The organism is Polyangiaceae bacterium, from assembly GCA_016715885.1.
GTDB lineage: Bacteria > Myxococcota_A > Polyangia > Polyangiales > Polyangiaceae > Polyangium.
Window position 1 is genome coordinate 474,181 of sequence record JADJXL010000016.1, and the last position, 19,618, is coordinate 493,798.

A 19,618-nucleotide genomic window follows, 5' to 3' on the forward strand; every position below is an offset into this window, starting at 1 on the left:
CATGGTACGGCGGAGCCTTCGTTCCCGTAATGAATGCACGTATGTCCACGCGCCCCCATCATCTGGATGAACTTGAGGTTTTTCTGGGTGTACGCGCACGCATTGTAGTCGCGGTTTGTCGCTGTATGCGGCAGCCCTAAGACATGGAAACGAAACTTCATGGCGAGTGTCTATGTTGGTTGGCAACAGTCCGTTGGATGGCGCTTGAAGTGCGCACGCGGATGCAATGATAGTACGTGCATCGCGGGCACCAGCACAGCATGCAGTATCGCCTCTTCGAGACACGTTAACACCGCATTCGGTCGTTTGTCGAGGTGCTCGTTTGTAGCTGGGCGTGTGACACAAATTGTCGCGGGTCGCATCAAGCGCCCTTGCCGTTCACCCACGAAGCGTGATACCCGTATCCCGATGCGCCCCGTTCGATCCGCTCGACTTCCGCTACTGCTCTTCGCGTCGATTTTCGCTGCGGCTGCGTGTGCTCGCGGGCCGTCCACGGAAGCAACCGACGTTCCCGCACAAGTCCCCACGCCCAGAGACGACGCGCGATCCAATGAGCCACTCGAAGCGACGACACCCGTTTGGAGCGTCGCGTTTGCTCCATCCGAGACGACGACGCGCGGCAAAGTGAACGGAAAAGCCTCGGTGACGGCGGCGAATGCGAAGGATGCCATTCCGACGTCGCGGCGGGTTATCAGTCGAGCGCCCATGCCCTCGCGTCGTTCAACAACCCCATTTATCGCGGATCCATTGATCGATTTCCGAGCCGACGCGGGCGAAAAAACGAGCCGTTTTTGCGGCGGTTGTCACGATATCGCACTCCTCGTCGACGGCGCCATGGACGCTCCCATCGAGCCCGACGACGTCCGCGCCCATGCGGGTATCGGATGCAAAACGTGTCACGGAATCGTATCCACGCGCGTCGACGGCAATGGCAGCTACGAGCTCTCTGCCGAGCCGATTCCGGTTCCCGTACAAGGCGATCCCAATAGCATTGCGGTGCACAAGAAAGGTGCTGCATCGAGCGTTCTTCGGACGAACGCGCTTTGCGTATCGTGCCATCGAGCGTTTCTCCATGAAGGAACGGGCAATGCCCACTTCTTGATTGGCCAAGACGACGTGACGCCTTGGCAACAATCGGCCTATGCGGGCTCCAGGGTGCATTTTCTCGACGAAGAAGTGCCAATGCAGGATTGTCGCGGCTGTCACATGCCACGTGAACGCGCCGAGCGAAATGATCCCGCTGCGAAAAATGGTACGATTGCTTCGCATAGGTTTGTCGGAGCACACACATGGCTCGCGGCAATGCGCGGCGACGAAAAGAATTTGGCGCTCGCAAAGGCGATGTTGGAAGGTGCCGCGTCCATCGATATCGCAGCCGTGATTGGCGAGGGCGGACGGCGATCGCTACCCGCCGATGGTGCACCGGTCAAACCCGGCGAGCACATCGTCATCGACGTGGCATTGCGGAAATGAACGCGTCGGACATCGTTTTCCGGGCGGCGTGATGGACGCGCAGGATACGTGGATCGAAGTGGAAGTGCGCGACGCGAAAGGTGCGCTCATTGCCGAGGCGGGGCTCGAGCATGAACGCACGGGTGACGATCCCACGGCTCACCGATTGCGTGCGTTGCAGCTCGGCGAGGACGGCAAACCGCGTCTCGAACGGGAAACCGAGCAATTCCGGGCGCCCGTTTTCAATCACACGATGCCCCCGCGTTCGGCGCAGGTCGTCGAATATGCGCTCGACGTTCCTGTCAATGTGGTTTTCCCATTGCGCGTCGTTGCGAGGTTGCGGCATCGGACGCGCAATTTGCCCGTGCAGCGAGTCTCGTGCGAAGCCACGCGTAATGCCCGAGGCCAGGCATTTCAGCAAAACGGCGTGAAGCTCGATGCTTGCGTGCCCCAACCGATCACCACGGTTTCCGAAGCGGAATCATGGATTGGTACGGGCGTGCCCCCGATTGCGTCGGCAATGCCGAAAAAGCCCATGTGGCGTAGGCTGTACGATCACGGCCTTGGAATGGTTGGCGCATTGCAAGAGCGTCGGGACGAAGCGGGGCCGAGCTTTTGGCGGCGCTCGAGGCGCTCGAAGGTACGACCGATCCGCGGCCGAAAGCCGTCGTCATGGGCGCCTTGGCGATGCTTGCCGGTCGTCAGGGGCGCGTGGATGAAGCATTGAAGTGGGTCGATGGCCTCTCCAAGCTCGTGCCGGATCATCCGGCCATCGCGTATTTGCGCGGCGAAGCCTTGTCGCAGGTTTGGCGCTTCAGAACAAGCTGCGCCTTTGCTGGGTGATGCGACCGGTCGCGCGCCGTCCGACGACGCATCTTGGGTCATGTTTGCAACAGCGCGGGCGAGTGCGGGAGATCCACGCGGGGCGCTCGAAGCCGTACGTCGAGGGCTCGTCATGCAACCTCGTGATCACGATTTGCTGCGCATTCAGGCTTTGTCGCTCGGGGCGCTCGGCGCTGCGGAAAAGGAAGTATCCGTCGCTTGGGAGGAATGGCAAAAGGTGCGTCCGGCGGACGTGATTCCGAGCATCAAGGCGAAGTGCAGCAAGAATGTGCCTGGATGCGCGCTCGAACGCAGTCCCGTGCACGTGCACGCGATGCGCATGAAGTAGAAACTCTACAATGCTTGGCGGGGCGCGCGCTCAAGCCGCCACGATCGCGCATGTTTTGGGCAGCGTCACGGTGAACAGCGAACCTTTCCCGTCGCTACTCACCAGGCAAATCTTCCCGCCATGTGCCTCGACGATTTGCTGGCAAATGTAGAGCCCAAGTCCCAATCCGCCATAGTGGCGATTGGATACGGCTCGCTCGAATCTACGGAAAATGCGTTCCTGTTGCTCACGCGGAATCCCAATGCCGCGATCCTCGACGCTGAAATGTGCATTCGCGCCATCGGACCAGATTCGGATGCTTATTGGTTTGCCCTCGCCATACTTGATCGCATTGGTGAGGAGGTTCGTGATGACCTGCGAAATACGTGTGCGGTCCCAAGTTCCGCATACGGGTCCCTCGACATGGACCGAGACATCCGAACCTCCACGAATGGCCTCTTCACGCAATTCGTTGGCAGCATCGTTCGCAATCGTCGATAGATCCACGTGATCGAAATTCAGGTCGAGTTGACCGGTTTCGAAGCGGGAGACATCGAGCAATCGGTCGATCAGATAAAGCAAGTGCCTGCTTTGCCGGTCCGTGGTGACGAGCAATCGTTCGAGAAATGCGGGCGACATGCGTGACAGTGATTCTTGTCGCACGTGGCGGAGCAGCACTTCGATTCCAAGACGCAATGACGTGCACGGCGTTCGTAATTCGTGCGATGCAATGGACAAGAACTCGTCGCGCGCGACGATGGCATCTTGCGCTTGTTGGTACAGGCGTGCATTGGACAGCGCCAAACTCGCGTGACGCGCGAGGTTTTCGGCGAGATCCAAGTCCGTTGCCGTCAGCGGCGGCGAACCGGGCATTCGCCCCAGCGTGAGGGCTCCGAGCGTACGACCATGAATGGCGAGCGGCACGGCGATGAACGAGCCGAGGCCGAGGGCATCGACGATTCGAAGGTCTTCCGGATTGTTCGAACCAATCGCGGAGAGGCGCAATGCAGCAGGCGCATTCTCGAGGTCGGTACACAACGTGGATTTGCCATATCGAATGGCTCGACCCAGGCATTCGGTGACGTTGCAATCGAAACGCAAGCCATGCGTTTCCATGAGGAGTTGATCGGCGATGGGACTTACGTGCGCAATGGCTCCAAGCCGAGTCGATCCGTCGCCGAAGGCCGACCAAACGGCGCACCAATCGCCTGCGAAGGGTACGCACAAATTCGCCAAGCGGCTCGCCGTGTCGTCGTAATCGAGTGTTCCGGCGAGCGTTCGGCTCGCTCCTGCCAAAAACAACGAGCGCTGTTCGGCGCGTTCAGCGGCTGCTCGGGCGGTTTGCTCCTTTTCGAGCAATCGGTCGCGTTCTTCTTCGGCGCGTTTACGTTCGGTGATGTCTCGCCCGAGAACGACGAGCCCTTTGCGGCTGCCATCCTTGTAAAATAGAGGAATTTTGAATACATCGTACGTACGGATCGACCCGTCCGGGCGCACCACGCTTTCTTCTTCGCGCGATAGCTTTCCCACCTGCCACGCATGATCGTCCGTGGTTCGACACCAAAGGAGCGCCTCTTGGTAGTACGGCGTAAATGGACCGAGCTCCATTTCGTCTTTGCCGCGGTAATCCACATTTTCCAATTGAAACAATTCGAGCCCGGCGCGGTTTACTTCGAGCCACCTACCGCTGCCGTCCTTCATGAAAATGGGATCGGGCGATGCCTCGATGAGCGTACGTAGTCGCTCTTCCGTCGTGATTGCCCGGTGTTCATCGAGAGATCGTTCGGAGTCTGGGTTCGTCATCGTCAATCGCAGCGTAGCATCGCGGCGTATGGCCACGAGGTATGCGCGACGTTGTAGTGGAACTGCTGCAGCCGTCAATTCGCGTGGTTGCTTGGCACCGCTCGCCTGTAAAGCCACCACGAACCGACGTGCTCGACCGGTGTAATCGTTGCATCGGCGTGAAACAAGGCGGCGGGCGATGATCGACTGCGGACGAGAAACCAATCGAAGAAGCGGCCCTGCTCGAGCACTCGAAAACGTTGCGGGTCCATTCCCAGCGAAGGGGCACGGGCGGCGGGAGGACGACGCCGGGCTCTTGCGGATTTCGGTACACGACGGTCGTGGTGGCGAGATTGGCAAAGTGAAAACTGAGCCACCCGCCTTTTTCTGCTTGGATGTATGCAGGCAGGTGGATGAATGGCGTGTTTTTCTTGGTCGAACCGCCGTGATCGAAGATCAAATACATCAATTTGGGTGATTTCGGGATCGCGCGGGAAATCTGATGAAGATCCTCCGTCACTTGGTCGAATGCTCGATAATTCGTCGATACCGAACGAGCGATGGAAAGCGGCCCGAGGGCGAGAGCCAATACGATTGGCGCTCGAAGCACGGCCCATTTGGGCAAGTCAGGTAAAAACGCCAGAGCCAAAAATGCTGTCGAGATGGCTTCGCGAGGATAAATGTACCACCATAGCCCCGCCTCCATCGGCAATTTCATGAAAAGCAGGAAAAACGCTCCCGTACATCCAAGCGCCACGAAGAGGATGCCAATACTCCACGCCCATTCTTTTTTCGTACGACGCGCGAGACGCCCATCGGCAATGACGAGCAAAATGAGCACGATCGCGACCAGGCCGACCGCGCGATAACTCGTCAAAAGCGCAGCCGCTTCGTGTCGATCCTGAAACCCACCTTCGAGTAAATAGTTAGCGAATTCGCGAAGACGAGTTTTGTCGATGTTTACGAGCTTGATCGAAGAAGCACTCAATGAATCCGGTCGAAATTGAAACCAAGCTCCAAAAAGCGCCAAAGGTAGGACGAGCGGCGGGACGATGGGCCAAAACCTGCGCGTTGCCGGGTACATCACGATGGCCGTTCCGACGATCCCGAAGAGCGCAAAAGGAAAGCGGAAAATATGCGTAAAGAAGAGCAAGACGAGCACCGCACACAAATGCACTTGCCGTCGAAAGGTGGGTTTGTTGAGTAAAAGCAGAGTCAAGCCAATCGCCAAACAAAACAACCCGATGGCTCCGACGAAATTCAAAAATCCCCAATGTGTCAAGAAATTCCAGACGAAAGGTAGCCCGGCCAAACCGAGGAGTGGGCTCTTCTTCATGCCGTGAAACATCACCGCAAGGCCCACGGGGAGCATCGCCAACATGACGGCAGCAGCGACTTTCGCAGCCATCCACGAGGGCATGACGAACATGAGCAGCGCGCCGATAGCGTACGTCGATATGTAGGGAATGCCGATCGGGCGGATGTCGAACTGCTCGCGATAGTGGAAATCAGCGTCGAAGTAGTGCCGCAGAATGCTGGTGTTTGCCGTGTGAAACGGCAGATCCGTCATCGGCGCCCAGCGCGTGACCATCAGCGGAAACGCGACCACATAGAAAGTTGCCGCAAGCGCCACGAGCGCGAGGGTTGCTTCGAGAGGCTTGCGCTGCAAAGCGCGTTTCATCCGTTCGACGTGATCCACTCGAAGCTACTTACCACGAATGTGCTCGGGAAAGTTGCCTCGTCGTGACGCCTGCGGATGTCGAGCTATCCGGTCTGCGTGCTCTGGAACCGTGGTTTTTAACACCAAGACCGCGCGTGGACCGGAGGCTTTTCAGCTCTTCGTGCAGGCGCTCAATGCGTCGCAGGACGACGAGCACGTCGTTGCATCACCGCACGTCAGGCCACACGCCTGCGTGCATTGCGTGATTTTGCAGACCTCGGTGCCGCCCGAGCAATTCAAGCCGCAGCCGCCGCCGGCGCACGTCACTTCGCACGATTTGGCCCCTTTGCAATTCACCGAGCAATTGCCGCCCGGACAATCGAATTTGCAGGTCGCGCCGTCCGTGCAATCCAGAGAGCAGTTGCCGCCGGTCGCGCTTTCACACGCCAGCTCGCACGTTTCCCCAGCGCATGCGCAAGCCGTTCCATCCACGCACTGTTCACTGCATCCCGCCGATACGACCGTGCCCATCGCAAGCAGCGCAAGCATCGCCATTGCGTTCGTCAATTTAAACGTCACGTTCCGTTACCTCGCTGAAGTTTTTTCTCGATGACGTCGGGGCTCATTTCCCGGTATCATCGAGCACGCGCAAGCTTGACGCGCCGATGCGCGCATGTTCAACTCGCGTTTTCACCGTTGCGCAACTTCGGGAAAATCAGCGCAATGGAAGGTCCTTGGCCCAATGTTTGTCCTGCTTGCTCGTGTTTGACGACTCGTGATGGAACGGAAATTAGGACGCAGAAGACCCATCCAAGATCGCTCGCGTACTCTCGTTGACGGCATTCTTTCGGCGGCTTCCCAGATCATTTCTGGCTTCGGGTACGACTCCGCAACCACCAATCGCATTGCTTGTCGTGCTGGGGTGAGCGTCGGCTCGCTGTACCAATACTTCTCGAACAAAGACGAAATCCTGCAGGGGCTGCTCGAACATCTGATCCAACAGACGCAGCGCGAAGTGGTCGAGTGCCTTGCATGTACGCTCGACATACCCGTGCATCACGTCTGCTCGCATGTCGTCGGCACGTATGTACGGCTACTGCGACGGCATCGCACGGTGCTCGAAGCTGCATTCGAGCATGCGCTGGGTCCGCGACAGTTGCTGGTCATCAATGCATTCGAGCGTGAAATGGCCCGGTGGCTTCAAGCGTACATCGCCGAACGCGGACAGGGGCCGGGGCCGAGCTACGATTCGGCGCTCGTCGCCGTGCAGACGATCAGCACGTTGGGTGCTCGGATTGCCTTCGAGACGAACGACGAGGGAGAAAGCCTCGCGGCAGAACGCAGGCTGTGCGACATGATTTCGGTCGTGCTGGGTATCACTGCCGCCACAGCTTGAGCAATCGCATCCGACGTGAAGCACGAGCCTCGATGTGGCCGATAAGTCTCATTCATAGAAAGTTCACCCATTTCAGGACGCGAACATGTACGCACCATGCGTTCTCCATGCCAAACGCATATCCATGCGTTTTTCGATGGTCGTACGAATCGGCACCTGGCCGATCGACTTACAGAACGTCGCGTTATGGCCAAGCATCGACCTCGATGCCGGATCACCCATCTGCTCGCATCGGGAGCCATTCGAGCTGCGTGTGCCATGGCTGAACCCACTCGGCGCAACTTACCACGGCGCGTCTCGATGCGATCCGCTACCCTCACGCCCCGCATGAATTCCCGCCCATCGCTTCGCTTGTCTCGAGGCTCGGACGGCTTGCCCATCGCGAGCGCGCTCGAAGTGCGCGTTTCGCGCATCGCGACTGCGATCGCGACCGCATGGATGGCGCTCGTCGCATCGTGGGAGATGCTCGGCCCAGTGCTCGCAGGTCATTGGGCCGCAGCCGCGAGCATGGGGATCATCGCGGAGAACATGCTGCGTTGGGGCATCGTCGGCCCGGTTTGGGATTACACGGAAACTCGGCCCGGCCCCGAGATGTTTTATTGCCATCACCCTTGGGGAATCTTTTGGGTGACGGCATTTTTCATGAAAATCTTCGGCCGACACGACGTCGTCTGTCGTTTGCCCGCGATTGTCCTGTCCACCCTCACGCCAGCGATCCTCTATGCGCTCGGTCGAGCGATCTGGCGTCCTGCATCGGGCGCAGCCGCGGCGCTCGCTTTCGTCGTTCTGCCCATCACGCTCGCTTTCGCCAACTTCAACGTGCTCGAAGTGCCCCTGATGTTCTGGACCCTCGTGGCCATCTGGGGATGGGTGCGACTGTCCCAGACAAACCGCTCGAGGTACCTCGTTGCAAGCGCCGTGGGGCTCGTGATGGCGCTGCACACGGACTGGCCGGCGTACGTGTTATCCGGGCTTTTGCTTGGGTTTTGGCTCTTTCGAGGGTACTTGGGCGGGCGCCGGATGTTCGGCCCCGTGCACGAGCGACGCTACGCCGAAGCGTGGATCGCGTGGGCCACGCTGTCGGTTCTCTCGGGCGTGTTTTACCTGGCCGTGTTCCAGAAGTCGGGAAAGCTCGGGGATCTCTTGGCGAGTTACGGGATGCGTTCGTCCGGGAACAGCGTGCCGCTGTCCGCGGTGCTTGCGAGTAGGCGTTACTGGATCGAGCTGTCGTTCACGCCGATCGCGATCGCGCTCGGGAAAATCGCGGCGATCGTGAGTGTCGTGCGGCTCGTCGTGACGCGTGCGGACGTCGAGTTCATCCCGCTCGCGTATCTGGGCATGGCGACGTTTCAGTACGTCGTGTTCAAACAAGGTGCGGACATCCACGTCTTTTGGCCGCAACCGTTCGGCGCGTATTTTGCGCTTGCGATGGGCGCGCTCGTCGCGACGGTCGCGCCGGGCATCGAGTTTGTCCGGGGGATCATTCGGCGCGCGCGTGGTTTGGAGAGAGAAACGAACTTCGCTGCGAGTGGGCTCGTCGCGCTCGCGCTTTTCGGTCCGGTTTTCGCGGCGATCCTTCGCGATGGCGCTCCAGCGGCCGTGTATGCGCGGCGCACGGGTGGTCGCTTCAACGAGAAGGGCTTACCCATTGCATCCGACGGCGACAAGACGACGTTTCTCCGGGACGTTGCGCAGCGTTTGTCCAGGACGCGGTCGTCGAGCTCCACGACAGCATGCATGCGAATTGGTCGCAGACCTGGGCGCTTGGCGGGCGGGTTGTCAGGACGAACCGACCGCTGCCGGCTGCTTCGCCGGGTGGTAAGGAAAAACCATACCTCTTGAGCAGTCGTTTTGCTTCGGAGGAACAGCTCGCCGCGGTCGCGAGCCGCTTTCACGTGACGGCCGTGGGGCAATTTTGGCACGTCGATCCACGCAAGCCTCCGGCGCCCATCGATGCATTTTCATTTGCGGAGCGCGAGCCATCGCTGTTCGAGTGGATGTTCGTTTCGGCGACGGAACCCGTGCGCACCATCGTCCCCGATCCGTGGCTCACGTGGGAGCTTCGCACGCACTGGAAGCAAGATGCGACCGTTCCAGAAGGGCTTCCAACGACGTTCGACGAGCAGCGCATAACGCACAACATCGCCGTGGCGCATGGCGACGAAGCAGGGGCTGCGGCGAACTTGGCGCGGATGAAGCAGCAGTTGCGCCCTGTTTCGGCGGCGTTCGAAGGTGGGCCGGAGATCGTTGGTGTACGAATGATCGAGGGGGTTTCGCCGCGGCTCGACATCGTGTTTCGCGCGCCCGGTCCCATGCCTCTGGCATCGTCCATGGTCGTGCGATCGCGGGTGATCGAGCGTGCGCGGGGGTCGCTGACGATGGCGGATCCGACATTGCGCGAAGTGGGGCAGCCGCTGTCGATTCCGCCCTCGCGATGGCGCAAAGGTTTTCTCTATGTGAATCCGGTGTGGATCGTGAAGCGACCGGGCACGGAGGTGTATCAGGTATCGTGGAACGCTCGAGCAAGGCAGCCGGCGCGTATTGCGGGCACGTCTGCGACGACGGTGGAGGTATTGAGGCTCGATTGAAGCAATGCTTTCCGCGTGCTTGACATCGTTTACGTTTGGCCGGATGGTCCCGAACATGCCGCGCCAATTCAACGTTGCCGGGGTCAACAAGCCGAGTATTCACTACACATTGCCAGCCTCGCGGCGCTTGCCGGGCGTGCGAGCGCTCATCGACGGCCAGCAATACTTCGTGGTTCATGCGCCGCGGCAAGTCGGCAAAACGACTGCGCTCCACACGCTCGCCCAAGAGCTCACGGCAGAGGGTACGTATGCAGCGGTGCTCGTGTCGGTGGAAACGGCGGTGCCGTTTCGCGACAACGTGGGCATGGCGGAAGACGCCATCTTGGGATCGTGGAAGTTGAGTGCACGAGTTCGCATGCCGGCCGCATTTCAACCGCCGCCGTGGCCCGATGCACCGGTAGGCAGCCGGATCCGCTACGCATTGCAAGCGTGGGCCGAAACATGTCTCAGGCCGCTCGTCGTTTTCATCGACGAGATCGATGCGCTCGAGGGTGAAACGCTTCTGGCCATTTTGCGCCAACTACGCGACGGCCATCCTGATCGACCCGAGCATTTTCCCTGGTCGCTGGCGGTCATCGGCATGCGCAACGTCCGTGATTACAAGCTCGCTTCGGGTGGAGCGGATCGAACCCATTCGGCCAGTCCGTTCAACGTTGTCTCCAAAGCACTCACTTTGCGCAACTTCACCCATGATGAAGTCGTCGAGCTTTATGGGCAGCATACTACGGAAACGGGCCAGGTGTTTTTGCCGGAAGCACTGGATCGAGCCTTCGAGATGTCCCAAGGCCAGCCGTGGTTGGCCAACGCAATCGCAAGAGCACTCGTCGAAGACGTCGTCACCGACCGCAATACACCCATTACGCCGGCGCATGTCGATCAAGCCAAAGACATCCTCATCGAGCGTCAAGACACGCATCTCGACAGCTTGGCCGAGCGTCTTCGCGAGCCGCGTGTGCGTAGCGTCATCGAGCCCATCATGATCGGCGCCCATTTGGGCGAGGTGCCCATGGACGATCGTCAATTCGTGACCGATCTGGGGCTCGTGCGGATGAATCCAGACGGGGGTGTGCAGATAGCCAATCCGATTTACGAAGAAATCATCATTCGTATGCTCTCCGGAAGCATTCGCGCGTCGATTCCTCCCTTGCGACCCATTTGGTTGAAACCCGACGGTCGCATCGATTTCGATGCATTGCTCCAGGCATTTCTCACGTTTTGGCGACAGCATGGCGCGCCGCTCTTGGGGTCGACACCTTATCACGAATACGCGCCGCACCTGGTGCTGATGTCCTTCCTGCATCGAGTCGTCAATGGTGGCGGCACGATCGATCGCGAATATGCCATCGGAAGGGGACGTGTGGATTTGCACGTCAGCAAAGGCGAGGATCGGTTTGCCGTCGAAATCAAGGTTTGGCGTGCCGACGGAGACTCCGATCCGCTCGGCGAGGGCCTCGTGCAGATAGAGGAATACTTGTCGGGATTGAAGCTCGATACCGGCTGGCTCGTCATCTTCGACCGCCGTCCCAGCGCGCCGCCGCTATCGCAGCGCCTCGGCGCATCCACCGCGACGACGCCGCGGGGCAAAATCGTTACATTGATACGGGCGTGAGGGCGAAGAACGAGAAATGGGTGGACGAGGAGCGTGACGAATCGCACCTCTGCGTGCGACACGTGCGCCCAATTCGCCGATACCATTTTCCAAGAACCGACGCAGCGGACGAGCAATACGACAATCGAAAAATGTTTGAATAACAAAAAAGCGATGCGCTTGGTACGACCGCGGGCGAGCGCATTATGTTTCCGTGAGATGGGCTCCTCATGATGGTTCCCATTCGAAACGGAGGCGTGCCATGAGAAATTTTTTCATGCATGTATTGGTGGTTGTCTCGATCCTGGTTGCGCTCCATGGGTGCATGATTCAGCCCGCGGACGAAGGGATCTCGCAGGAAGAAGTCTCCACAGAGGAAATCGTGGATCGACCGCCGTACACGTGCTTCCTTCCCATCGAGACTGGCCCGTGTCGCGCGTATTTCGATCGCTACGCATTCGACCCGGAGACGGGCCGCTGCGTGCACTTCATTTATGGGGGCTGCGGGGGAAATGCGAACAATTTCGAAGCCTACGGCGAGTGTCGGCATCGCTGCGGTCGTTTTGAATCCCGTTTGGCAACGCCCTGAGAGACATTCGCGTCGCGGTAAATAATTTCGCCGTCGATGCGCCATTTACCGTTGCGTGCGGGATGTTCGATTTGGTGTCGATCCATCTTGAGTCCGCTTACGAATCGTGCGACTGTCGCGCGATGAGAAACGTTTTCCTTTCCGTAGGACTTTCCGTTGGGCTTTTTGGGGTGCGGCGGTTCTGCGCCGGCGCCGTCGACGACGCCATCTGCAATCGCCGTGGCACCGGATGCACGCTCGAGCGCTGTCGTCGATGCACGACCCGTGGAAATGACGCCGGCGTCGCCAAGCCAATTGGCTTCCGCGCCCACGCAAGATAACACCTCGGCAACGCGTCCGGACATGGTGCTCGTGCCCGCGGGTGCATATTGGACTGGCTGCGACTTGGAAAAAGATACCATGTGTCGTCAGGACGAAGGGCCGTGGCGCCAAGTGACGCTCGACGACTACTACATCGATATTTACGAGACGACGGTGGACGCGTACACGCAATGCGTGAAAGAAGGTGCCTGCGACGATCGCCACATGTCCGGCTTCGAAGGCTCGGCTGGCAACTTGGACGAATCGCCCTATTGCAATTATGGCAAAAAGGACAAAGGCAACCATCCAATCAATTGCGTGGGGTGGTATCAAGCCGACGCGTTTTGCAAGTGGGCCGGCAAGCGCCTTCCGACCGAAGCCGAATGGGAGAAGGCAGCTCGAGGTACCGACCAGCGGCGTTATCCATGGGGCGACGAACCGCTCACGTGCGAATATGCCGTGACGAACGAAGCCAATGATCAAACGCTGAAGGGCTGCGGCGTCAATTCGACATTTCCGGTGGGGTCCAAGCCGAAAGGCGTGAGCCCCTACGGCGTCCACGATATCGTCGGCAACGTGTGGGAATGGACGGCCGATTGGTACGACCCGACGTACAAGCTCGGAGCGCAACCCGCGAGCAATCCGATGGGTCCCGCATCGGGGTCGCACAAGATTGGCAAAGGCGGCTGCTGGGGCAGTGGCAATCCGTGGAATTCACGCGTGAGCTGGCGACATCACTACGCTCCGACGTATCGCAGCAACGTGCGGCTGGGCTTCCGCTGCGCCATGAACGCTCCCAAGACGAACGAAACGTAAGCCAATGGCTGTGTGCAATTGATGCTGAGCTACGCGCATACACGGTCGACCCGTAATGCAGCATACGCCGAGCCACTCGCATATACGGTCGACCCGTCGTGCAGCATACGCCGAGCCCCTCGCACGCACGGTCGACCCGTCATGCAGCATACGCCGAGCTACGCGCATGCACGGTCGACCCGTCGTGCAGCATATGCCGAGCTATTCGCACGCACGGTCGACCCAGGAAAGCCATCGCTCCATGTCATGGTGACACGTATTTGATGCTTGACACGCGTCCCACAAGACTGGCACGATCGCTCCTGCCATGCGCAATTTGACCCTTGATGACTTGAGTCTGGGCCTCGCAAACTTGATGACCGAGCGGAAGGTGCACGTCGAGAATTGCATGTCGGGGCAGCTCTTCGGGCCGATGATTGCCAAAAAGCAGGGTGTCCTCGATGCGCTTCCCGAGGCCCTTCGCCGTAACAAACCATTGGCCGAAGAGATGGCCATCGCGGATGACGAGCACGACGGTTTTGGCGGCGGAATTCATGCATATACCGAAGCCGTGCTGCTCGTGCCGTCGTCGTCTCCCGAGCTTCGAGCGGCGGCACAGCGCATTCGCGATGCATTCATTCCCACGCGCGCCGTGCTCGCGGATTCGTATGCCGAGGAAGCTGCAGCGGCAAAGCGCAATCGATCGAAGCTCGAGGAACGCAAGAGCGATTTGCAATTGTTTCCCGTGCCAGGCAACAAGACCCTGTATGATTGGGCCGAAGCATTTCTCGACCGTGGCGATGCGCTGGATGATTTATTGAATCAACGGTCATTGGCGGGCGTAGGCAATGGAACACGCGCCTCGGCTGCTCGTTTGCGCAGCGATATTCTGGGATTGCTTTACAAGTTCAGGACGGCATTGCGAGCGGAGATCACGGACAAGGGACTGCCGGCTGAATTGGAAGCCCAGATCTTCAGCTATTTCGACGAACTGTCCGCAAGGCGCCCGTCGAAGAAAACGTCCCCCAAACCCGAATGACCCGAGCCTTCGGCGACGCCACCAAGGCTGCCCTCGAAGTTTTCTCGCGACCGCATTGGGCTGGCGCGGGAGCGACCAAGCGGGGTAAGATGGGGCCGAAGGGGATAAACGAATGCGCAGACGCGATTTTTTGGACGCGGGCGTCGCGGCGATGGCCGCGGGACTCTTGCCCGCACGAGCTCGGGCTGAAACGAGCACGCTGCTGCAACACTCGCTCCAGAACCTGGCGACACCCACGGAGCTCTTCGATCGGCTCATCATTCCGACGAAGATGTTTTTCGTGCGTAGCCACTTTGGCCCACCGACGCTCGACCCTGCAAGGCGATTGCGTATTGGTGGCCTGGTCGATCGACCGCTCGATTTGGCGCCGAACGACCTGCGCAAATTCAAGGAAGTCACGATAACGGCGGTGCTTCAGTGCGCCGGCAATGGGAGGGCCCTTCATCGTCCGCGGGTTCCAGGTGTTCAATGGATCCATGGGGGGATGGGACAAGCAACGTTCACGGGCGTGCGTCTTGCCGATGTGCTCCGCGGCGCTGGCGTATCGAAAGATGCGGCGCATGTGCAGCTCGAGGGGGCCGATCTTCCTCCCAAACCCACGGTGCCCGCATTCATTCGCAGCATTCCGCTTGCCCGAGCGCTCGATCCCACCACATTGATTGCATATCGGATGAACGGCGAGCCGCTGACGCTCGAGCATGGCGCGCCATTACGTTTGATCGTTCCGGGATGGGCCGGTGATCACTGGGTAAAATGGCTCGCGGACATCAAGCTGCAGCGCGAAGAAGCGGATGGGTTTTACATGAAAACGGCCTACCGCATGCCCAAGCAGCCGGTCGAGCCTGGTGCATCCGTCGCGCCGGAGAACATGGCGCCATTGACGACATTTCCCGTCAAGTCCGTCATTGCGCGTCCGGCCAGTGGGGCGCGCACGAAGGTGGGTCCGCAAGAAATCGTAGGCGTCGCATTTTCGGGAGACGCAGCGATTGCACGGGTCGAAGTGAGCGTCGACGGGGGCGCGCATTTCGCTGAAGCGAAGCTCGAAGGGGAGCCGGGCATTGGGCGCTGGCAAGTATTTCGATATTCGTTCACCGCATCGAAGCCGGGCGCATATCACGCGAAAGCGCGTGCGACGGACGCGAAAGGGAACACGCAACCGCCCGTGCCGGCGTGGAATCCAAGCGGCTATTCTTGGAACGGTATGCATGATGTGCGCTGGGAGGTGGAATCTTGAAATCCATTGCTCTCGGCGTCATGGTCCTGCTCGCCCTGGGTTGCCGGAACGAAAACAAGGGCCAGTCTACATCGGCGCCCGCAAAAGCGCCCAGCGCGAGTGTCTCGACGGCGCCCAGCGCGAATGCTTCGGCCACGGCGCTCGATGCAAATGGGATTGCGATGGCCGAGATGCTCGTGGCGACCGATTGTTTGCCTTGTCATGACAACCTCATGCTCGAGCAGCAGCGCCTCACGTCGAAGCAATGGGCAGCGGTCGTGAAGAAAATGCAGAGCTGGGGATCGCAGATTCCTCCCGAAAACGTCGATATGGTCGTGGCGTACTTGTCGCAACGATATACACCGGACACGGCGGAATTCGACGTGCCGCGGGTTTCCGTGGAGGATGTGGCGGCGCGGTTTTCGGCGTCTCCCGACGGAGCGTTTGGTGGAGGCGATCCGCGCCGCGGTGAAACGCTTTTCAAACAGGTATGCGCGACGTGTCATGGGGCAGATGCCCAAGGTGCGGCCATTGGCGTCGCGCTCGTCGACCGACACATCCTCCAGCGTCCGGCGGATTTTGCGAATATGGTCCGCAAGGGGCGTGGTCGAATGCCTGGGCTTCCTTCGTACCAGGACGCGGATATCGCTGCGATGTTGGCTTATTTGCGCGAGCGAAAAAGGTGAAGTGGCGTCGTCGGGGTCGAGGCTAGGGAGCGGTCGGTCCCCCCGATCTGCTCGCTGCTCCCATAGGATCAAGCACACCTTCCAAGATCCCCTTCTTCGAAAGAGGCGTGACGGCCGAGGCGCCAAAACCCGAATGACCCGAGCTACGCGATCGTGCTAGAGTGCCGCCGATGTCTGGCCATCGACGAAATCGCCCCACCAAAGCCGCTACCTACGACGATGCGAAGCTGCATTTGAACGTGCTCGGCGCCGATCACGAAATAACGTGCAAAGTTCGCCTGGGCCGCGTGCGCCTTAGCGAGCTCGTCCCGTTGGTTCGGTCGATTTCCGCCAGCATCGTGTCGATTGCCACGGAGCACGCGGCGGGACAAGGCAAAACCATTTCTTGCCAGCGAGGTTGTACGCATTGCTGTAGGCAGCTCGTGCCCGTCGCGCCGCTCGAAGCAAAACGTCTTGCAGAAGTCGTTGCTGCAATGCCGCCGAAGGAGCGCGCAGCCATTTTGGAACGTTTTGTCGAGGCCATCAAAACGCTCGAAATGGCGGGCCTCGTCAGCGGAAAGACTGCCAGTGGTCGCCGGGCGATGGTATCGAAAGAAACGGATGCTGCGGCGGCGTGGAACGACGTGAGCCGAAGGTATTACGATTTGCGCATGGATTGCCCGTTTCTGGAGGATGATTCGTGCCGCATTTACGACGAGCGTCCTTTGGCGTGTCGCGAATACAATGCGGTCACGCCGCCGTCGTTATGCGAATCGTTCGATTCGGGGATTGAAACGATCGAGCGTCCGATTCGATCGGGCGAAGTTTTGACGAAGGTGGGCAATGAAGTGGCCAAGGCGAAGGAGATGGCCATACCGCTGCCGCTGGTGCTCGAATGGGCCAGCGCGCATACGAAAACATTGGCAGGCGAATACGATGGGGAAGCGCTCTTTTGGGCGCTCGTCGAGGCAATGGAGGAAGCGTCGTGAAATGGGGGAGGGGACGGGACTAGTTCGCCGGAATCAGGCCGATGGCGTCGATTTCGTTGTAGCCCTCGACGGTCTTCGAATCGAGATCGATGCGGACGGCTGAAATGGGAGAGCAGGTCTTCGTCGACACGGAGAGGACGTGTGCGCAGGTGCCAAAGCCATTCTTCATCGGCGTGGACTCGTACACGACATGGTCACCGTCTTCTGCGGTCACGGTGATTTTCGAGATGGCGCCGGGGTTGAAAGTCTCGAATACCCAAACCGCTTCGGCGACGATGGGGGTCGAAAAGCCCACTTTGATGAATTCGTTGTCCGCGTCCATCATGCTTTGCGCCCACGCTTTGGGCTGGTCGCCCGAAGTGGGGTAGACGTTGGGCGCGCCGACCGCTTGTTTGGCACCATAATTCTCGGGGCCATATTCGGTCGAGAAACCGTCGACTTTGTCGGCCCATACGGTGTTGGCGGGCGCCATGACGACATTTTTGACTTCCGTCAGGTTTTCGCAGCGCGTGTTTCCATCGGCATTGTCGACGACCGTGGAATCATCGCAAACCTGCGGGTTGCCGCCAGTGCCCGTACTGCTGCTCATTCCCCCGTGCGCTGCCGATGCAACCGGTGCCGCCATCGCCGCCTGGCCGCTTGCCCGCGAGGTGTCGCCGTTGGATCCGTCCCCGCAGCCAGCAAATGCTGCGAGGGCGACGAGTAAGCCGATGATGATGGGGTATTTCATGAAACGCTTCCTTTCCAAGCCACATTGACGTGCGCACGCTGATTCATGGCTCGAGGGTTTTCAATGGACTGCGGATACGATGTTCCGTCCTCGAAATGCCTGGACTTGGGCTATGGAGGCGGGCGTGGTTCGATGATGTGCCATCTTGCCCGTCGAAGATGACACCAACAATACCACCGGAGGCGTATTCGTCGTCGTCGTCGCTCTTCGCCCGCGGCCCTACGACTCGAGTGGTATTGATCCGCCCTCCGTCCTTGTTTCTTCGGCTGCTTTGGACTCGTTTGGTGCGCAAAGGTGTTGACGAGCTGTCTCAGCGCGCTGTATGCATGAATGATGAAGGACGACGACACGACGTGGACCGTTGAAACGGACAGGGGCGTGTCGCTCTGCTCGCGCAAGCTTCGTGTCGAATTTTTTCGAGGCCCGCTCGAGGGCAAGGTTTTCGAGTTGCCGGGGCCGGAGATTCGCATGGGCAGTGGAAGAGACTGTGACGTCGTGATTCCCGACCGCACCGTCAGCCATCAGCATGCCGTGCTGCGTGTCGAGAAATCCGGCGTTCGCGTGATTGATTCGAAAAGTAGAAATGGAACGCTCGTCGACAACGTACGAATTCGGGATGCCTATGCGAGGCCCGACGCATCGATTTCGATGGGTGGGTCGGTGATGCGCCTGCAGATGATTCGAGACGTCGTCGAGCTGCCGCTTTCGACGCGTGATCATTTCGGGGCGCTCATTGGCAGGAGCATTGCGATGCGAAAGGTTTATGCGCTTTTGGAGCGCGTTGCCATTGCGGACACGACCGTGCTCATCGAGGGGGAAACCGGCACGGGGAAAGAGCTGGTTGCGGCTGCCATTCACGAGGCGAGTCCGCGCGCGCAGCAGCCATTCGTGGTTTTCGACTGCTCCGCCGTTCCCTCGGAGCTCATCGAAAGCGAGCTATTCGGGCACGTGCGCGGCGCATATACGAATGCCCTCGGCGACCGTAAAGGAAGGTTTCGGGAAGCAAATGGGGGCACGCTATTTTTGGATGAGATTGGCGAATTGCCGATCGAGCTCCAACCCAAGCTGCTTCGGGCGCTCGAGGCGCGCACGATTCGACCTCTTGGCGCGGACAAGGAGCACGTCGTCGATGTGCGGGTGTTGGCTGCCACGAACAGAAACCTTGCAATCGAGGTGGACCGGGGACGATTTCGCGAAGATCTCTATTACCGGATTGCCGTCGTTCCCGTACGTTTGCCGCCCCTGCGAGAGCGCATCGATGACATTCCGCTGCTGGTGCGCCGTTTCGAGCATGATTGGCGAAGCCGTCCCAATCGGCCGGCGCCCATTCCAGATACGGTCATCGAGCGAATGAAGCAGCTTCCGTGGCCAGGAAACGTGCGAGAATTACGAAACAAAGTGGACATGATGCTGTCTTTGGGGCTTGCGAGCTTGCCGGGCGCTAGGCAATACGAGTCGTCCCGGGCCGGTGGTGCTTTCGATGTCGACTTGGACACGCCTTTTCATTCGTGGTGCGAGCGTCTCGTCGAATCGCACACGAAAGCGTACTTTGCTGCAGCGCTCGAGAAAACCAAAGGCAACGTTTCTCAGACGGCTGCGCTTGCGGGCGTGAGTCGCGCTTTCCTTCAAAAAATCATGAAAAGACTCGATCTTCGAAACGCGGGGGAGGGGTAGACTTCGAG

General features: G+C 59.5%; 18 protein-coding genes. 14 read left to right on the top strand and 4 right to left on the bottom strand.

Annotation, left to right across the window (positions count from 1 at the left end):
* Window positions 1-408: 408 nt before the first annotated feature.
* From IPM54_19415 to IPM54_19425, 3 genes are all read left to right on the top strand, one after another.
* Complete coding sequence (locus IPM54_19415; GenBank protein MBK9261960.1) at window positions 409-1,473, top strand: hypothetical protein; 1,065 nt, start codon at window positions 409-411, stop codon at window positions 1,471-1,473.
* Between the two features lie 28 nt (window positions 1,474-1,501).
* Complete coding sequence (locus IPM54_19420; protein ID MBK9261961.1) at window positions 1,502-2,179, top strand: hypothetical protein; 678 nt, start codon at window positions 1,502-1,504, stop codon at window positions 2,177-2,179.
* A gap of 156 nt (window positions 2,180-2,335) precedes the next feature.
* Window positions 2,336-2,623 (top strand): hypothetical protein, encoded by a 288-nt coding sequence (locus IPM54_19425; GenBank protein ID MBK9261962.1) that lies wholly within the window; start codon window positions 2,336-2,338, stop codon window positions 2,621-2,623.
* A 30-nt stretch (window positions 2,624-2,653) separates the two neighbouring features.
* Here the strand turns inward: IPM54_19425 and IPM54_19430 are convergent, their stop codons facing one another.
* From IPM54_19430 to IPM54_19440, 3 genes are all read right to left on the bottom strand, one after another.
* Window positions 2,654-4,405: a PAS domain S-box protein gene (locus IPM54_19430; protein MBK9261963.1), complete on the bottom strand. Its 1,752-nt coding sequence runs from the start codon at window positions 4,403-4,405 to the stop codon at window positions 2,654-2,656.
* Window positions 4,371-6,083: a hypothetical protein gene (locus IPM54_19435; GenBank protein ID MBK9261964.1), complete on the bottom strand. Its 1,713-nt coding sequence runs from the start codon at window positions 6,081-6,083 to the stop codon at window positions 4,371-4,373. The genes IPM54_19430 and IPM54_19435 overlap by 35 nt, the downstream gene beginning before the upstream one ends.
* A gap of 132 nt (window positions 6,084-6,215) precedes the next feature.
* Complete coding sequence (locus IPM54_19440) at window positions 6,216-6,623, bottom strand: hypothetical protein (GenBank protein MBK9261965.1); 408 nt, start codon at window positions 6,621-6,623, stop codon at window positions 6,216-6,218.
* 199 nt (window positions 6,624-6,822) lie between these two features.
* Between IPM54_19440 and IPM54_19445 the strand changes: the two genes are divergently transcribed.
* The 10 genes from IPM54_19445 to IPM54_19490 all read left to right on the top strand — a co-directional run bounded on the left by IPM54_19445 (window position 6,823) and on the right by IPM54_19490 (window position 17,206).
* On the top strand, window positions 6,823-7,440 hold the full coding sequence (locus IPM54_19445; GenBank protein MBK9261966.1) for a TetR/AcrR family transcriptional regulator: 618 nt from the start codon (window positions 6,823-6,825) through the stop codon (window positions 7,438-7,440).
* Window positions 7,441-7,767: 327 nt separating this feature from the next.
* Window positions 7,768-9,282: a glycosyltransferase family 39 protein gene (locus IPM54_19450; GenBank protein ID MBK9261967.1), complete on the top strand. Its 1,515-nt coding sequence runs from the start codon at window positions 7,768-7,770 to the stop codon at window positions 9,280-9,282.
* On the top strand, window positions 9,279-10,028 hold the full coding sequence (locus IPM54_19455; GenBank protein MBK9261968.1) for a hypothetical protein: 750 nt from the start codon (window positions 9,279-9,281) through the stop codon (window positions 10,026-10,028). Before IPM54_19450 ends, IPM54_19455 begins: the two co-directional genes overlap by 4 nt.
* Window positions 10,029-10,083: 55 nt before the next feature.
* Window positions 10,084-11,637, top strand: a complete 1,554-nt coding sequence (locus IPM54_19460) for an ATP-binding protein (protein MBK9261969.1) — start codon at window positions 10,084-10,086, stop codon at window positions 11,635-11,637.
* Window positions 11,638-11,878: 241 nt separating this feature from the next.
* The gene (locus tag IPM54_19465) at window positions 11,879-12,205 is read left to right on the top strand and encodes a BPTI/Kunitz domain-containing protein (protein ID MBK9261970.1); all 327 of its coding nucleotides are present in this window, start codon (window positions 11,879-11,881) and stop codon (window positions 12,203-12,205) included.
* 156 nt (window positions 12,206-12,361) lie between these two features.
* A complete protein-coding gene (locus IPM54_19470) occupies window positions 12,362-13,321 on the top strand; it encodes an SUMF1/EgtB/PvdO family nonheme iron enzyme (GenBank protein ID MBK9261971.1) in 960 nt (319 codons plus the stop codon).
* A gap of 307 nt (window positions 13,322-13,628) precedes the next feature.
* Window positions 13,629-14,339: a hypothetical protein gene (locus IPM54_19475; GenBank protein ID MBK9261972.1), complete on the top strand. Its 711-nt coding sequence runs from the start codon at window positions 13,629-13,631 to the stop codon at window positions 14,337-14,339.
* Between the two features lie 112 nt (window positions 14,340-14,451).
* On the top strand, window positions 14,452-15,573 hold the full coding sequence (locus IPM54_19480; protein MBK9261973.1) for a sulfite oxidase: 1,122 nt from the start codon (window positions 14,452-14,454) through the stop codon (window positions 15,571-15,573).
* Window positions 15,570-16,238 carry a c-type cytochrome gene (locus IPM54_19485; GenBank protein ID MBK9261974.1) on the top strand — a complete coding sequence of 223 codons (669 nt, stop codon included), beginning with the start codon at window positions 15,570-15,572 and terminating at the stop codon, window positions 16,236-16,238. Before IPM54_19480 ends, IPM54_19485 begins: the two co-directional genes overlap by 4 nt.
* A gap of 170 nt (window positions 16,239-16,408) precedes the next feature.
* Window positions 16,409-17,206, top strand: coding sequence for a YkgJ family cysteine cluster protein (locus tag IPM54_19490; GenBank protein MBK9261975.1), 798 nt, complete (start codon window positions 16,409-16,411; stop codon window positions 17,204-17,206).
* A 19-nt stretch (window positions 17,207-17,225) separates the two neighbouring features.
* On the opposite strand, the gene IPM54_19495 is transcribed toward IPM54_19490, so the two are convergent.
* Window positions 17,226-17,936 (bottom strand): hypothetical protein, encoded by a 711-nt coding sequence (locus IPM54_19495; protein ID MBK9261976.1) that lies wholly within the window; start codon window positions 17,934-17,936, stop codon window positions 17,226-17,228.
* Window positions 17,937-18,266: 330 nt separating this feature from the next.
* Here IPM54_19495 and IPM54_19500 point away from each other — a divergent pair, with 330 nt between their 5' ends.
* Entirely contained in the window at window positions 18,267-19,610 is a 1,344-nt protein-coding gene (locus IPM54_19500) for a sigma 54-interacting transcriptional regulator (GenBank protein MBK9261977.1), read from the top strand.
* The last annotated feature ends 8 nt before the right edge of the window (window positions 19,611-19,618 follow it).

Excerpts from the sequence above, each read along its gene's own strand:
- IPM54_19425 (MBK9261962.1), top strand. The coding sequence starts at position 2,336 with ATGTTTGCAACAGCGCGGGCGAGTGCGGGAGATCCACGCGGGGCGCTC.
- IPM54_19465 (MBK9261970.1), top strand. The coding sequence starts at position 11,879 with ATGAGAAATTTTTTCATGCATGTATTGGTGGTTGTCTCGATCCTGGTT.
- IPM54_19475 (MBK9261972.1), top strand. The coding sequence starts at position 13,629 with ATGCGCAATTTGACCCTTGATGACTTGAGTCTGGGCCTCGCAAACTTG.
- IPM54_19495 (MBK9261976.1), bottom strand. The coding sequence starts at position 17,936 with ATGAAATACCCCATCATCATCGGCTTACTCGTCGCCCTCGCAGCATTT.
- IPM54_19415 (MBK9261960.1), top strand. The coding sequence starts at position 409 with ATGCGCCCCGTTCGATCCGCTCGACTTCCGCTACTGCTCTTCGCGTCG.
- IPM54_19460 (MBK9261969.1), top strand. The coding sequence starts at position 10,084 with ATGCCGCGCCAATTCAACGTTGCCGGGGTCAACAAGCCGAGTATTCAC.
- IPM54_19480 (MBK9261973.1), top strand. The coding sequence starts at position 14,452 with ATGCGCAGACGCGATTTTTTGGACGCGGGCGTCGCGGCGATGGCCGCG.
- IPM54_19500 (MBK9261977.1), top strand. The coding sequence starts at position 18,267 with ATGATGAAGGACGACGACACGACGTGGACCGTTGAAACGGACAGGGGC.
- IPM54_19450 (MBK9261967.1), top strand. The coding sequence starts at position 7,768 with ATGAATTCCCGCCCATCGCTTCGCTTGTCTCGAGGCTCGGACGGCTTG.
- IPM54_19490 (MBK9261975.1), top strand. The coding sequence starts at position 16,409 with ATGTCTGGCCATCGACGAAATCGCCCCACCAAAGCCGCTACCTACGAC.
- IPM54_19445 (MBK9261966.1), top strand. The coding sequence starts at position 6,823 with ATGGAACGGAAATTAGGACGCAGAAGACCCATCCAAGATCGCTCGCGT.
- IPM54_19430 (MBK9261963.1), bottom strand. The coding sequence starts at position 4,405 with ATGACGAACCCAGACTCCGAACGATCTCTCGATGAACACCGGGCAATC.